Origin of the sequence: Sphingobacterium sp. NGMCC 1.201703 (assembly GCF_047784615.1) — a bacterium.
Taxonomy (GTDB): Bacteria; Bacteroidota; Bacteroidia; order Sphingobacteriales; family Sphingobacteriaceae; genus Sphingobacterium.
On record NZ_JBLOHD010000002.1, the window covers coordinates 249560 to 264699 of the forward strand.

Annotated in this window: 12 protein-coding genes; 1 reads left to right on the forward strand and 11 read right to left on the reverse strand. The window is 39.9% G+C overall.

Translation table 11 applies throughout. The annotated features are described in order from the left end of the window. Positions 1-5: 5 nt before the first annotated feature. From ACK8HY_RS06370 to ACK8HY_RS06405, 8 genes are all read right to left on the reverse strand, one after another. Positions 6-1277, reverse strand: coding sequence for an RICIN domain-containing protein (locus ACK8HY_RS06370; protein WP_416133134.1), 1272 nt, complete (start codon positions 1275-1277; stop codon positions 6-8). 31 nt (positions 1278-1308) lie between these two features. Next, on the reverse strand, positions 1309-2190 hold the full coding sequence (locus tag ACK8HY_RS06375; protein ID WP_416133135.1) for a metallophosphoesterase: 882 nt from the start codon (positions 2188-2190) through the stop codon (positions 1309-1311). Then, positions 2181-3944: a RagB/SusD family nutrient uptake outer membrane protein gene (locus ACK8HY_RS06380; protein ID WP_416133136.1), complete on the reverse strand. Its 1764-nt coding sequence runs from the start codon at positions 3942-3944 to the stop codon at positions 2181-2183. The genes ACK8HY_RS06375 and ACK8HY_RS06380 overlap by 10 nt, the downstream gene beginning before the upstream one ends. Positions 3945-4016: 72 nt before the next feature. After that, a complete protein-coding gene (locus ACK8HY_RS06385) occupies positions 4017-7481 on the reverse strand; it encodes a SusC/RagA family TonB-linked outer membrane protein (protein ID WP_416133137.1) in 3465 nt (1154 codons plus the stop codon). Positions 7482-7596: 115 nt separating this feature from the next. After that, positions 7597-8580 (reverse strand): FecR family protein, encoded by a 984-nt coding sequence (locus tag ACK8HY_RS06390; RefSeq protein WP_416133138.1) that lies wholly within the window; start codon positions 8578-8580, stop codon positions 7597-7599. 75 nt (positions 8581-8655) lie between these two features. Then, the gene (locus ACK8HY_RS06395) at positions 8656-9225 is read right to left on the reverse strand and encodes an RNA polymerase sigma factor (protein ID WP_416133139.1); all 570 of its coding nucleotides are present in this window, start codon (positions 9223-9225) and stop codon (positions 8656-8658) included. A gap of 659 nt (positions 9226-9884) precedes the next feature. Further along, a complete protein-coding gene (locus tag ACK8HY_RS06400) occupies positions 9885-10439 on the reverse strand; it encodes a DUF4468 domain-containing protein (protein WP_077432851.1) in 555 nt (184 codons plus the stop codon). Positions 10440-10632: 193 nt separating this feature from the next. Next, positions 10633-10785: a hypothetical protein gene (locus tag ACK8HY_RS06405; protein ID WP_175991932.1), complete on the reverse strand. Its 153-nt coding sequence runs from the start codon at positions 10783-10785 to the stop codon at positions 10633-10635. A gap of 38 nt (positions 10786-10823) precedes the next feature. On the opposite strand from ACK8HY_RS06405, the gene ACK8HY_RS06410 reads away from it, so the two are divergent. Further along, positions 10824-11318: a GNAT family N-acetyltransferase gene (locus ACK8HY_RS06410; RefSeq protein WP_416133140.1), complete on the forward strand. Its 495-nt coding sequence runs from the start codon at positions 10824-10826 to the stop codon at positions 11316-11318. Positions 11319-11427: 109 nt separating this feature from the next. On the opposite strand, the gene ACK8HY_RS06415 is transcribed toward ACK8HY_RS06410, so the two are convergent. The 3 genes from ACK8HY_RS06415 to ACK8HY_RS06425 all read right to left on the reverse strand — a co-directional run bounded on the left by ACK8HY_RS06415 (position 11428) and on the right by ACK8HY_RS06425 (position 14971). After that, positions 11428-11865 (reverse strand): hypothetical protein, encoded by a 438-nt coding sequence (locus ACK8HY_RS06415; RefSeq protein ID WP_416133141.1) that lies wholly within the window; start codon positions 11863-11865, stop codon positions 11428-11430. Between the two features lie 202 nt (positions 11866-12067). After that, positions 12068-13858 carry a hypothetical protein gene (locus ACK8HY_RS06420; RefSeq protein ID WP_416133142.1) on the reverse strand — a complete coding sequence of 597 codons (1791 nt, stop codon included), beginning with the start codon at positions 13856-13858 and terminating at the stop codon, positions 12068-12070. A 411-nt stretch (positions 13859-14269) separates the two neighbouring features. After that, positions 14270-14971: a LytR/AlgR family response regulator transcription factor gene (locus ACK8HY_RS06425; protein ID WP_416133143.1), complete on the reverse strand. Its 702-nt coding sequence runs from the start codon at positions 14969-14971 to the stop codon at positions 14270-14272. Positions 14972-15140: the final 169 nt, after the last annotated feature.

Here is a 15140-nt window from a genome sequence, read left to right on the forward strand (position 1 = left end):
ATTTCTTATTGTTTAACCAGCCTGAATTTCTGTGCATTGCCTGTATGCGCTGAATAGATTTGTATCTGCGTATCGTTGGCGGTACTTGATCCATTTACATCAAGGTTTTTACCTATGGCAGATGCTGGCTCAAGGTTATAATTGCCGCTTCCCACATAAGTAATCTTCCACCGTTGTGCAGAAGTATTTGCAAATGTGGCCACCTGAACAGGCGTGCTGTTTGCCGATCCACCGCCCCGTACTTCCAATACTTTAGTCGTATCAGCCACATTCTTCAAGGCATAATATCCACTTCCAACACTTCTCAATTTCCAGACCTGATTGGGCGTTGTCGGATAATTATAAGTCCATAAGGTGACATCCTCACCATTAACTGGAGGATTACCGTTGGCATCAACCAGCTTGCTCGGCTCTTTCGTTAATGCAGATACGATTTTGTAATTGGCTCCATCTGTCAAAATACCTTGTGGCGAGTAAAATGTAATCAATAATATATCGAGATGTGAATATCCTGCCAGTTTGCTTGCGAGGTCTGCTTCTCCGTAATAACGTGATAGTGCCCATGCATACATCTTCACACGTTCTGTGCCAACGGTTTTGGTCGGGAAGTAAGATTTCATCGCATTATCGACAGATGCATCGTAACTAATTCCATCCACACCATAGGTAGTCAACTTGCTGTACATAGAATCCATGACAACCTGTTGCTGCGCAGCTGGCTTGCCGCTCAAATCTGACCAGTTGCAATAGTAACTTACCTTCCAACCAAGCTGCTTAAAGCCTGTCAAATGCTGCGGATACATACTTTCTATCAATACTCTGTTTTTAATGGAATACAGGCTATCCATTTTCTTCAAAGTCTTTAAAAATAATTGTTCATTTGTGGCGCTGTTCAAATCTTTACAATCCAACCAAAGGGAAGTATAGCCCGGAAGCTTCTGATTTAGGTTGGCAAAATACTCTTCCAATGTCTGTCCTGTTGCTGTTCCGGCTTCATGTCCGATTAGGCAGGTTGGCTGGCCGTTTTTATTGGCAACATAGATATCCACCTCCAGGCTATTAATCCCTTCGTTGATAATCTCATCAACCTTAATCAGATCATTGGCCCGATGTGCACTTACAAAGGTCGGACCAGCCAATGTCGTATTGACTTTGCTTGTTTTTTTGGGCGCGTTTTCCTGAATTTGGGTAATATCTTTCTGACAGCCCGCAAATAGATAAGTCATACAGGCAAACATACAGACTGCTTTGCCAAACATTAATGTTGTTTTTCTCATAATTTTTATTGTTTAAATAGTAAGTATATCGTTAAAAGTTAATTTTTCTGGCTGTCATCCGCCCTGCTCCATGAATATTCAGATGATGGTCATTGAGCTCCAAAACACCAAAAGCATTCTGATCGGCGGTTTCGATCATGCCCTCGAGTGTAATCATCGGAATGCCTTTATAGTTTGCAAAATTACCGGGATGATGATGACCTGAGATCACCGCCTTTACAACCGGATATTTTTCGATAAGGGCCAATATCTCCCGGTTATTCAGTGCTTCAAGGCCATTCTCTGGGCACAAGGGATGATGTGTGAAAACAATCACTTTTTTGGATGCCGAATGGGCTTTGTGAAGTTGTCTTTCCATCCATTTCAGCTGTTTCTCGCTTATGCCTCCATTCCAGGGCTGATCATTGTTTCTTTTTGCTCTCTTCAGTATATCATTGAGTTTCTTCCAAGCCTCACGTTGGCCTGATCCCGCCTTAGTGGCATATTCGGCAAGTTCATTGGTATTGAGCATGATAAACAGCCATTCACCTTTTTCTACAGTATAGTAAGGATTTGGCATGTTATATAACTCATATAAATGAGCCCCGTCATCAACATCCACATAATCATGGTTTCCCAAGATATTGTAGACCGGTCTTTTAAGCTTGTTGAGTCGTTGAAGCGCCGGCTGCAGATCTTTGGGTCCTACATCGACCAAATCGCCAAGCATGACCGTAAAATCCACCTCTTCCCTGTTGATCGCTGTGACGGCCGAATCCAATTTGTCAAGTGAATTTCGGTAGAAACGGCTCCCACGGGTATCCTTATCTGCGTACTGTGGATCGGCGATAAGACCGATCTTAATAACAGATTGAGCCTGGATCATGCTGTAAAATAGGATGAACAGCAATGGCAAAAATACTTTTATTCCCATCCTGGATTTTGTTTTAAGTTATTGTTCAATGTGATTTCATTTAGCGGTATACATTCGAGATAATCGCGGTTTTCCTTAAATCCATAGCCATTCGGCAGCTGAGTTGCAAAAGGATCCAGCAAACCGTCCGCATCAACTTTATAGTTGATTTTTGTACCCGTCCAATCCGAGGCCAAAAATGGATAACCTTTGGGACGTTTGCCTTTCAGCAGTTTATGGGCGGCCCATCTCCGGATATCGTCATAGCGAAATCCTTCGGCTCCAAGTTCTACGGTGCGCTCGCGTCGGATTTCTCTCAACTGGTCTGATATATTATAACCATAGTCAGCATACTTGTCCTTATTTGGATCGTCGCTAATAGCAAAATCCGGCATACCTGATCTTTTGCGGAGCAGATTGATTGATTTGGTATAATCGACTGTTTCTCCGAGTTCAGCCTTCGCTTCAGCATAATTCAATAAGGCTTCGGCGTAACGAAAGATGACTGCACCGGTTTCATCACTTGAGCTCCAGGAAACACCACCACCTGCTAGAGCCGATTTTGGATCATTTCCCTTCCGGATCTGGAAACCGGTATTATTCAATGCTTCACCGGATTTGTCCAGAAATGGCTTTTTAAAGGTGGCTTTACCAAATCCATTATCCCACATCAAAGCTCCTGGTGTCCAAATCGTCTGAGATAGGCGCGGATCACAATCGGCCCGTATTTTTTCTAAAAAAGCATTGCCTTTCACAGTCTTACCAAGGGTAAAATAATCGTATGGCTGACCATTCCGGCCAAGGTAATGCTGGATCTGCTCAAAAGTCATGGATATCCCCGCAGTGCGATCGGACACGTAGATCTGAAAAGAGTGTGACAAATCACGGTTGACCGAATATGCCTTCCAAAGGATCACCTCTTTATTGGCAAGCTGATCTTTCAGGGAAAATAGTTTGCAGTAATCGTTTTCGGGATCGTTGTTGCTATACAGCGACATGCCATATTTTGCATCCATCAGCGTTTCGGCGGCGGCAGTAGCTTGCCGGAAGTACTTATTGGGATCAGCGCCAGCTGTACCAAATGCTGTACCTTTGTGGTATTTCTGCCAGCTGCCTTCAAATAGGGCGACCCTGGATTTGAAGAGCAGGGCAGCCTGTTTAGAAAGCCGATTGTTTTTACCTTTTACTGTAGCCACAGGTTCCAAATATTCAATCGCTTTATCCAGGTGTGCCAAAATCGAGTCTACTACCGTTGTACGTGGGTCTCGTGCTTTGAATAATTCTTCGGAGTCCATCTCCAATGGATCCGTATACCAGGGAACGTCACCGTAGAGCCTGACTTTTTCGAAATAAAACCAAGCTTTAAAGAAATGGGCCTCTCCTAAAAACTGTTTATATTTTTCAAAAGGATCTTTGCATTTCGTATAATTCTTGAAAAAGATATTGACACTGCGGATATTACCCCAGGTCCAGTTTCCGCCTGATGAAACCGGCGATTCGGTACCATTCCAGACTGTACTTGGTGAACTGTAAATCTGCACGTCGGATCCTCGCGTACCATCCCAACCGATTGATCCCAAATAACTACCTACTGTGTTAAACGCTGGGAATACCGTATAAAATTGTATGGTATAATTTTCCAGGTCATTTGCCGTTTTCCAGTAGATTTCATTATCGATCTCTGTCAATGGTGGTTTATCCAAAAATTCTTTGGAGCAGGAACTGATAAACAGTAAAAAGACTGCTGTATATATTAAGATTATAATTTTTTTCATTGGTTATTGATTTCTTACTATAAATTTTCTGGCACTTACTAATAGCCGTTTATTATTTAATAGCAAATGTGGCTACAGTGAGATATTCATTCCGAATGCCCAAATCGCCTGTGAAAACATACTTTTTCCATTTCCTAATTCTCCTAAAGTCGCCGTCTCAGGATCGAAACCGACGGGAAGCTTAGATAAAGTATAGATATTCTCACCGGAAAAATAGATACGTGCGCGCTTCAATCCGATTTTTTGGAGCATTAGCGGCGGAATGCTGTATCCGATCTGAAGATTTTTAAGACGTGCATAGGCACCATTCTGCAGATAGCGCGTTTGAACCTCTTTATTTTTGCTGTCCTGACCGGTGTTACTATAAGGACGAGGATAATAAGCGTTCGTATTTATACCAAGCCCCGAATAGCGGTCACCTTCGGTATCCCTATAGTAATCCATGTGGTGCGGGAACAGGGAAGATTGATTCCAGGCTCTAAAACCCCAGAATACATTGCCATCCAACCATAGATCACGCTTTCCAGTACCTTGGATAAATACCGCTATATCGATATTTTTATAGTTGGCTGTTAAATTAAGTCCAAACTGATAGCGACGGGTTGTATTACCAATGATTTTAAGGTCTCCATGGTCATTTATGGTGTTTTTGCCCTTATTGATTACCCCATCTCCATTGAGATCACGATATTCAACATCTCCCTTTTGCCAAGTCTGACCATTGATAAATTTCTGATAGCCAGAAGCGTTGATCTCATCAGCGCGTTCCTTTGTATTGATCAAGCCAACGGTTTCATAGCCCCAGATTTCTCCAGCATCTTTGCCCACATAGTCCGTTGTCAGGATACCCGTAGGATTGGTATACTTTGTAATTATATTTTTATAGTCAAACACATTGGCCGCTATGGAATAATTAAAATCCGAGCCGACTTTTCCATTCCAGCGTAAGCTAAAATCCCAGCCTTTGGTCTTGAGTTCAGAATTATTCTCTTTAGGAATATTTGCTCCCAATACCGCTGGAAGTGCCTGAGCTGGGCCAAGACGGTCATAGGTCAAGCGTTGGTAATATTCGAATTCGGCCTGCAGACGGTTTTGTAGAAAACCCGCTTCGACGGCCATGTTCGTTGAACGGGATGATTCCCATGTGAGAAAGCGATTGACCAAGTTGGGTGCGGTGGTGTATGCAGGGCGCATGCCATCAATAAGCCAACCTAAATTACTTTTGACGCCCAATAATGCGAGATCCTGATAGGCTTCAACGTTCTGATTTCCTAGTCGTCCCCAGGATCCTTTAAGCTTAAAGAAAGGAACATAAGCTTGAAGGCCAGTCCAAAATTTCTCTTTTGAAACCACCCATCCTGCTGATAGCGAAGGAAACGAGCCCCACCTTTTACCAGGAGCAAATTTCGATGTACCATCATATCGTATATTACCCTCAAAGAGATATTTGTCCGCATAATTATAATTTAAACGAGCAAAATAGCCTAATGTAGACCAATGACTAAGGGCATCGGATATCTGCATTTCACCGGTTGCAGTTGTTAAGGAAGGCACATCTGGTGTGATAAGTTCCCTTTTTAAACCACTGAGAAGGTCATAGGAATTAATTTCATTCTGAAATCCAGCAAGTGCAATAAAATGGTGATCCGTTCCAAAATCTAAATTATAGCTTGTATAAATATTAAGGGCTTTGTAGGTGGTATTGGATTTGTCTTTACTGATATAGGAAGGAACCGTAAGCGATATTGGCACGAGCGTACCATCTACTTCATCCTCATAAGCCACCTGATTGACGCCCTCATAATTGTAGATTTTATAATCTATGGAATAATCGGCATTGATTTTCCAGTTTTTAAGAGGGCTGATCTCTGTGGCCAAACGCTGAACCAGATTATTGTCCGTCAATTTTTGATACCCCGCTTTCATCTGCGGCACCCGAGAAAGTTGCGAGTAATAACCATTTGGTGATTTAAGAAAAACCTCGGGATGCGTCCTGAAAATCTGGTGAATTATCATTCCGTATCCCCCTTCACCATTGTAGATCGGTCGGTTGCGCTGTTCATTTGTCAAGCGAGTATTCGAACTGATCTTCCACCAATCCGTAATATTGGCATCAAGCTTAGCCTGAAAATTGTAGCGTTTATACTTATCATCGACGATTCTGAAAACCCCTTTTTCGGATGCATGTCCAAGAGACAAAAAATAGGCCATGTCTTTTGATCCTCCTTTGACAGATAAATTTTCCTGCATCCGGCGTCCATTGCCATAATGGATATCTATCCAGTCATTATTGCCGTTTGAGAATTGATAGGTGGACCACTTCTTCGGATTGTTGGCATCAGGCACGGTCTCAGGTAATGAGGGATCATCTATATACGCTATGATTCTGTCGATCGTAGATTCTGAAAACAATCTGGCAACCCCCTGGTTGTCATGCATTTCATTCATGGCGCGGGCAAACGTGTAGGAATCAACCATTTTCGGTTTATTGATAATGGTTGTAGGTCCGCCATTCATCGAAAAATCAATCTGAGGTTTCTGATTAGCTTTCCCTGATTTGGTTGTTATCAGCAACACTCCATAAGGTGCACGGGCGCCATAAATTGCCGAAGCAGCTGCATCTTTTAAGATAGAAACACTTTCAACAGTGTTCGGATCGATGGTATTAATATCTCCGGCGGTGCCATCGATCAGGACATACGGACTACCTTGCCCCCGGATCTGTACCGACGGTGCAGCGCCGGGTTCAAAACCATTGTTACCATATGCGATGGTCAGACCACTGACTGTTCCATAAAGTGATTGGGAAACGTTGTTTACCGGTCGGTCCTGTAAACGTTTGCCATCGACAACCGCAACAGATCCCGTGAGATTAACTTTCTTTTGAACACCATATCCCACAACGACCACCTCATCAAGCTCGCGCGCCCGGTCAGCTGCCAGCCGAATCACAAAATCTCCGGTGAGGTCACTATTAATTAAAGTATCTATCGGTTTAAATCCCATAAAATGCACGGATAGCGTATCCGAAGGAAAAATCGAATTCAGCAGAAACATCCCTTTGTCATCAGTTTTGGATTTTGTGTTGGAGCGCTTTAAATTTAGGGTAGCTCCCGAAACCGGTGTACCGGAGGGATCGACAACTTTTCCGGAAATAGGTTTTACTTGACGTTGTGCCTGTCGCGCTAAAACAAATCCACTATCCGTCTTTTTTGCCTGAATACCATAGGGAGATAATAGTCTTCGTAAGACCTGGTCTAAAGACTCATTTTTGGTATCGAATCTCGCTATATTTATATTTTTTAGACCCAAGCTCTCTGTAAAAGAAATATCTGAGCCAGATCTCTTTTGTAGATCCAGGATAACATCCCGCAGATTTGTTTTTTGGTAGTTCTGGTTATAGATCTTGGCATTCTCCTGTGCATATATACTGTTCAATGGAAAAGTGCCGGATAATAGCAGTAGCGCCCCACCAAGACTTAAAGAAAGGTATTTGTTGCTTCTTTTTTCTTTTACTATTAGTTTTTTGTTAATCATTTGTTAATTTTGTATTGATTAAGGTTTTACGTCAATGAAACCGGGTATGGAATCGGGTGAGATAGATTCCATATAATTCTGTAAAGGGTCTTACACTATGTGAGCCCTTTTATATTTAATATAAAATGATCTCTTTTCCCTCCTGCTTATTATTAAAACTAATTTTCTTACCGGTCAATAACTGAATCTCTTCCAGCGCGGCTGTCATTGTTTTGGATTGTCGGAAATTAATATTATAACGATCCTTTAATAATTTCTCATCGGCTGTATGGAGTGAGAATCCATAGAAATTCTTAAAATTTTGGTTTAATTCTTCAAAACTTGCCTGATCCAGCTTAACATGGTCCGATAGCCATGAGTTCTCTAAAGAATATTCAGCATTGGTCAATTTAAAATTGCTAGATTTGCGATCGTAAGATATATTTTCATCAGCCAGCAATGTGCGCAGATTTTTCTCGTTGTTGTCAACCTGCACTTTACCTGTACACACCGATACCGATGTATTACTAATATCGCGATAAGCCTTAACATTAAAACTGGTACCTAACACCTTGATATGTAATCCACCGCCATGTACCGTAAAGGGTCTAGACGGATCTCTCTTGACATCAAAGAAGGCTTCACCATAGAGTTTCACATCACGCCGACGGTCGTAATTGCCGACCGTTATGCCTGAGTTGGCATTGAGGATCACTTTCGTACCATCGTTCAGGATGACTGTCGTTCGTTCGGCAGTACCAGTGGATATCGTTCCTCTATCGAGATATACTATTTTGATTGGCTTTATCAGGCGGTCAATATGCGACGTTGAAAAATACTGGTTATATAAAACGGTTGATAGCATAAACAGCATGATGCTCGCGACAGCGACATATATAAAACGTCGTCGGTTAGCGGATCGCTTACTTGCATATTCAGAAGCAGCCCCAATAATCCGCTGCTTAAGATTTTTGCGGTCTGGAATTAATTTTATTTCTGGATCTTCGTCTTTTTGCTGCCCCAAGGATTCATACCAATATTCCACGACAAATTTCTCCGCAGCACTCGCTGTACCTTCCCGGTACTTCTTGATTAGTTTTTTTAACTGGTTTTGATCCACTGGTAATCCTTTCTAGATGTGTTCTTTCTAGTAAGACAGTTGGTGATAATCAAAAGTATGTAAGAAATTAAAAAATTATTTGACCAGCAAAAAGGAAAGCATTACTGTCAGAGAACGAGCAAATTCGGGATGACGCTCTATTAACATGGCTTTAATACGGCGATGCATTTCTGCACTGTATCCTTTGACGGTCTGTTCGGCCAATCCTAAAGCGACAGCAATCTCTTTGAGGGTAAAATCTTCGTTGCGTAGCTTAAAAATCTTTTGCATGTGATCAGGTAACTCGTTCAAAATTTCCGAAAACAAGATGTTTAGATCTTTCTCGATCAAAAGATTGACCAAGGAAAGATCTACGACTTCAAGGTTTAGTGCAAGCTTATTTTTCACGTCCTGGCTAAGCTTGGCCTTAGCAAAATAATTCATAATTTTATTCCGCAGGGAAACATAGAGGTAATTGTAGACGGGACCATGTATAACAATGGACTCTCTTTTGACCCAGAGATTGATAAAGAGATCCTGCACAAGATCTTCCGCATCCTGCAGGTTTCCAATTTTTAAGAAAGCAGTCTGTGTCAGCTTGTCGGTATGGGTATTCACCAACATTTCAAAATCTGAAATATCTTTGATCAACAATTTTGATTTCATAATTTAATAGCTGGTTTAATTGCGTATAATATTGCTGTTCTTAATCAAACATACTGGATTTTTTTTGCATTAAAAGTCAAGCTTTTAAATCAAACGTTTGCGTAAATTTTCATTTTATCACTTTCTGGATACAATACTTATCCAAGGTTGTTTTATTTGAAATTTTATTAAGTGGCGGGAAGTAATAAAACACCAATTCTTTAGCTTACCGATTGGCATCTTTTATAAATAATCGCATTCAAGCACTTCAAGCTGCTAACTTCCACGAAGCTGGGCACATTGGAATAATATTTAGGTACTTAAAACTTCGTATTAAATAAGATATATTTATACCATATTTATTTTAATTACTTAGAATTTATCTGAAAACAAAATACATTTATACAAAAAGAGCAAACACCGTTTACCATTTTATTTGAAAGACGAGTGCTATTCACTCCGCGGGTCTGGCTTTAACTGATAAAGACACCCTGGGGGAGCCAAAAGTATGGCTCTAGACTAGACAATCTGAGGAAAATAAGTTATATGTGAGCGGAATATCCGGAATATTATACGTTCAGACCTTAGGACTAGATAGATAGATAGAGATATCAAGTCCATGGGCTGGAGAGCAAAACAGCCTCCCATGGAGGCTGTTTAACATATTATTTGGTATATTTTTACCAGTTGTCATTCGACTTGCTCATATTTATACTATTTGTAATCGCGATAATATAATTATTGATAAACTGTTCCAATTCCTGCTTCGCCGCTTCTCGCCTGACTTTACCATCTGTATTGAAAAGGGCTGTCTTTACCCAAAGATTACTTTTTTTGACCAATGGGTACTCAATTCCATTGTAGTTTTCGAGGTATTTATAATTGGGAGAAAAACGCAGCCGTCCATCCTTAAAGTCCATGGTAATCTTATAAAAAAAATCAAGATCATTACCTCTACCCCAAGCCGTTGCTTTTACTTTCATCGCATCGACGACAATCTGCTCACCTTCTATTTTTGTCGTAACTTTCTCCGGGTTATTGTAATACGAGTTCACAAATTTCAGCGCTGCTTTATACAGATCACTTTGCGATTTTCCTGCAAAATTCAGGACGACATAATTCTTCGATTCGTCTGCAGCATCTACAAAGTCATTGGGAGTTAATTTCATGGACTGCGCGTTTGCAAATACTGTTGTAACTAAAAACAGTAAAACAACAACAAAATTTTTTATCATTTATCAAGCGTATTTATTTTAAATTAGGATCAATTACATGAACAACTGTTGCTACGGCAACAGATATTATGCCAAAATTATATATTCGAATATTTAAATAAAATAAGTCCCCAGAGCGCAGTAGATTTTCAAACTCAAAAGGAATTTTTCCCTTCTTTTTTCTTAAGCGAAATAAAAAGGTAATGGAACCCTACTACTGGAATCCATGCCCCTTTTGTTTGATCCCGATACTGTTCAAATCAATGAAATTGCAGAAATCTGCAGGTTTTACTACCTTAACTGCAGGAGATACACGAACCTCAAACTGATCTGAATATCGTGTTGAGGGAACTGAAAGATCTGCCATCAGCAGTTATCGAAAAATAAACATTAAATTCATAATTTATGGAGGTTATTAAATCGGACGGAGACCATATAAAGATCATATTGAAAGAAATTTCTTTGAAAGATGCTAAGTCATTTTACCGATTGTATTTTGGAAATGAATCAGCCATTCAGGATCGGAAAACTGATGGGGAGCATATGAATCCGGTACAGTTTACAGAACATATTCTATCTCTTTGTGAGGAACTCTACAGTATACGAACTGTGGAAAATGAGGATATAGTTATTGGTGACTGCGCCTTACACCACTGGAATCAGGAAGAAAAGAAAATTGAGATTGGTGGTTCTCTGCTGCTCGAATATTGGGGAAAAGGAATAATGTCTGCAGCTTTTGAGTTGTTGATAGCATTGGCAAAAGAAAAGTACCAGGTAAACGTATTGGTAGCAAAGACAGAAATAACGAATCTTAAAGCACTTAAATTTGCGGAAAAATTGGGTTTTCAGAAGATGACTAATGAAGGAAATATCATTATTCTTGAAAAACGGGTTTTATAGATCTATATTCAGAATAATCCCAAAAAAAGCTTTCCCTCTTTTAATTTGAGGGAAGCGGTTCGAATAGGTACAAATCGATTTTATTGTAGCACTACATTTTTATAATGACTTATTGTATGAGTGCTTCAATATGCTTAGCGAATGTGGATTTTGTATAATCTGAGTATACCACCCTAAACCACTTCGGAAAGTTTACGCTTTTTGCTTCATTAATAGCTGCATAATTAATTACTTTTTGAGCAATCGTCTTATTTTCGCTAGAGGATTTCGACTGAGACATACCAAAATATACTGCATCAACATGGCCGACAAATTGATGAACAAGTTTGATACTGCTTACGATGATCACACTGCCCCCATCGTCCGGTCCGGGATCGGGAGTAGATGGCGCTAGATAATAAACAATCGGCACTAGGGTATCCCCTTTTTGATAATAACCTAATAACTGAACTCCCTCATAAGTTCCGTTTTGTAAAGCTGTAATTTCAGCGGCAGATAAGCCTCGTATAGCTGCCATCGTTTCTTTAACTAAAAATTGATTTGCCATATTCCTTTGTTTTTATGTGTATAGCAAAAGTATGGTTGCTACGGAGGCTATCCGAGGAAAACAAGGCATATGTAAGCGGTATACCGAAGATACCGAAAAGTACTTATTGGATTGCCTGCTTTTCAAAATTATAGAACGTCCCTATTAAGCAAAAAATGGAATATCCTTGCGAATATTCCATTTCTCTAACAGCTCAATATCGTTAATTTGACTGTTGACCACTCGCTCGATCAGACTGTAACTTCGCATTTAGCTGAGCCTTCAACTCGTTAATCAGATCAACTGCCTGATTGTATTTGGATTTCAGGTCATTCACCAGGGCTACAGAAGTAGCTAAATCAGCGGCATCATTAAGAACTGATTTTGTACCGTTACTCGCGACGACATTGGCTACTACCGCAGACTGTGAGACAATGCCTTTAATCGTGGTGGTTGCGAGATTATTGTCGTGAATAAGCCTACGTAAGGGCGACCAATCCGTTGTCGCTCCAGTACCAAAAAGCTTTTTGGTAAAATATAGTTCATCCAGGGTATTGGCTTTTGAAAATATCCGAAAGGAGCTTATGGAATTAGTATCATTGAAATTCCCTGTTCTGTCCACTCCCAATGCAACCCCCTGAATCGGCCAGAATGGTGCTGTATCTTTAATAATAATCGGGGAAAATCCTCCTACAGGATTAATGCTGTTAATTGGCGTAAGGATATCATTTTTTTCCTTTACCTCATATGAATCGGCAGCTACTGTCCCATCGATTTCGATGTTTTGTTTTATAAATTCTTCTGAGTCAAAATCCTCTACATTAACAAAGGATGTACGCTTCCCTAAATCAAAAATTCCTTTTGCTCCATTTTTAAATCGGTTGTAGACAGAATTCTTGATTTCAATATATCGTGCTCCATCTTGTATTTCAATCCGTCCGATCATCGCTCCGACAACAGAGATCTGCTTGGCTGTGCTGCCTATACGCAGGATATTCCCAAAGTAACAATTGGTATAAGTACTATAACTTGAGCTATCGGAAACATCAACAGGATTGGCCTCCAATCCGACACCGATGAATGTATTTACCTTACAATCCTTACCCACAACGATGCCATATACGCTATTGGCTTCTGAGCTTCCGCCGATAAAGGTATTTTCGTCAGCTTGGGACATCAATACACCAATGCTCAAATCTTCAAAATAGTTTTGATAAAACGTGTTGTTGGTACTGTTACCCGCAGTGATACTACCACGCTGTCCCAATCCGATAAATATACCTGCATATGGGACGCTTGCCATTGGGGTGAGATACTTGCTACATCCACAGCCCAAAAATTGTGTCAGCTGTACGGAAGCGAGGTACCATCCATATCCATCACTACTATTCTTGCCATCCCCTACCCACACATTGGAGAACTTACTCCGTGCAATACCTCTAAGGTATAAGGTAATGGTGGTGTTGGCATTTCCGGAGAAAACCATATCACTGATAGTGATATTGTTGATAAACTGGGTTGTTTCGGTACCACCTTTAAATGCGTCAATCTCAAAAGCCCTGTCTGCAGATCCAGTAAACTTCAATATGGTGCCTTTTCCCTGTCCTCTAAGCTTGGCTCCTTCGAAAACAAAGTTTAGTGTCTGACTATAGGCGATCGTTCCGATGGGTAAAACCCCTTCTAGCGCTTTGTTTTCCTTTAGATAGTCGAAGAACACAGTCAAGCGCGTGGCATTATCAGCAAGTGAGGTACTGACACCAAAATAAAGTGCATTGGCATGTTCAATAAATTGGTGTTCCAATTTGATGCCTCCAGTTTCGACAATACTCCCGCCGTTGTCTGCCAATAAAGTTGTACTCCGTGTGTAAATAATAGGTGCTGGGGTATCCCCTTTCTCATAATACCCTAATAGTTCCACTCCTGCACAGCATCCGCTCTGTAATGCCAGAATTTCACAAGCAGATAAGCCTCGCATATCCGCCATCGTCTCTTTAATTAAAAATTGATTTGCCATATTCTTTTGTTTTTATGTGTATAGCAAAAGTATGGTTGCTACGGAGGCTATCCGAGGAAAACAAGGCATATGTAAGCGGTATACCGAAGATACCGAAAAGTACGCCTTCAACGCAATTTTTATTTGTATTAGCAGACGGCACATAAAACAAAACAGCTTCCCTCTTTTAATTGAGGGAAGCTGTTCGAATAGGTACAAATCAATTTTATTTAAACATTACATTTATGATGATGACTTATTGTATGAGCAAACAAAATATAAATAAGAGGTGTAATTCCCTCGCATCTTGCCCCCTTCAAATAAAAGCTGGGCAATAATTAAAAAAGATAGACGAACTTTAGTCCAACCAACACCTACGTAAAGAAGCTGTTGGTAAACTCTTCAATTTTGTATCTCAATTACATACTGCGATCAACGTAAATTTAGTTCTTTAAAGACTGCTTCTTTATACGTCTTTCCCAAAGGAAGATCTTTTATGTTATTCCTCATGACGACTTTGTCATGTGCCACCGCTTTTATGTAGTTGAGATTTACAATATAAGATTTGTGAATACGCATAAACATCTTTGTTGGAAGCACATCGATCATTTTCTTCAACGAATTGATTGTTAGATGCTCTTTATCGATTGTTTGAATCTTTATATACTCCTGGTCACCTTCTATATATTGAATTTGATCATATGGTATTAAATAATTCATATATTTATCTTTCAACGTATAAAACGTATTTCTACCTTTGTCAACATCAAGCCTTTGTTTTGAAAAGGTTACTTTATATCGAAGTAGAGATCTCATTAAACGGTCAAACCGATAGGGTTTTCGGATAAAATCAAAGACCTCAAGATCATACATGTCTGCTGCATGTGCAACTTTATCAGTGATAAATATAAAATGTGGTTTCTTTGATAAACCTTTCAAAAAATCTATACCATTTAACCCCGGCATATTAATATCTGATATCACTAGATCGACTTCGTTTTCTAAAAGATAAGCCAATGCAGGCATCGCATGATTAAAACTCGCTTTCAGATTACAAAAAGGAATTTGTCCGATATGTTTCTCAATCCCTTGCTTCGCTATTGGTTCATCTTCTATTAAAATACAATCAATCATAAAATTTACGATAAATTAAAATTTCAGATCTTGCGCATTATCCAGAAGGAGGAGCGATCATGAAATAATAATTATTAAAACAATTAGTGTGAGCTCGAATATATAGAATTTAATTTTATCCCACAATGTAAAGACTGCTCGCTTACAAATTATCGCTATATATAATATA

Coding starts and splice junctions, on each gene's coding strand:
- ACK8HY_RS06370 (WP_416133134.1), bottom strand. CDS start 1,277: ATGAGAAAAACAACATTAATGTTTGGCAAAGCAGTCTGTATGTTTGCC.
- ACK8HY_RS06375 (WP_416133135.1), bottom strand. CDS start 2,190: ATGGGAATAAAAGTATTTTTGCCATTGCTGTTCATCCTATTTTACAGC.
- ACK8HY_RS06380 (WP_416133136.1), bottom strand. CDS start 3,944: ATGAAAAAAATTATAATCTTAATATATACAGCAGTCTTTTTACTGTTT.
- ACK8HY_RS06385 (WP_416133137.1), bottom strand. CDS start 7,481: ATGATTAACAAAAAACTAATAGTAAAAGAAAAAAGAAGCAACAAATAC.
- ACK8HY_RS06395 (WP_416133139.1), bottom strand. CDS start 9,225: ATGAAATCAAAATTGTTGATCAAAGATATTTCAGATTTTGAAATGTTG.
- ACK8HY_RS06400 (WP_077432851.1), bottom strand. CDS start 10,439: ATGATAAAAAATTTTGTTGTTGTTTTACTGTTTTTAGTTACAACAGTA.
- ACK8HY_RS06405 (WP_175991932.1), bottom strand. CDS start 10,785: ATGGCAGATCTTTCAGTTCCCTCAACACGATATTCAGATCAGTTTGAG.
- ACK8HY_RS06410 (WP_416133140.1), top strand. CDS start 10,824: ATGGAGGTTATTAAATCGGACGGAGACCATATAAAGATCATATTGAAA.
- ACK8HY_RS06415 (WP_416133141.1), bottom strand. CDS start 11,865: ATGGCAAATCAATTTTTAGTTAAAGAAACGATGGCAGCTATACGAGGC.
- ACK8HY_RS06420 (WP_416133142.1), bottom strand. CDS start 13,858: ATGGCAAATCAATTTTTAATTAAAGAGACGATGGCGGATATGCGAGGC.
- ACK8HY_RS06425 (WP_416133143.1), bottom strand. CDS start 14,971: ATGATTGATTGTATTTTAATAGAAGATGAACCAATAGCGAAGCAAGGG.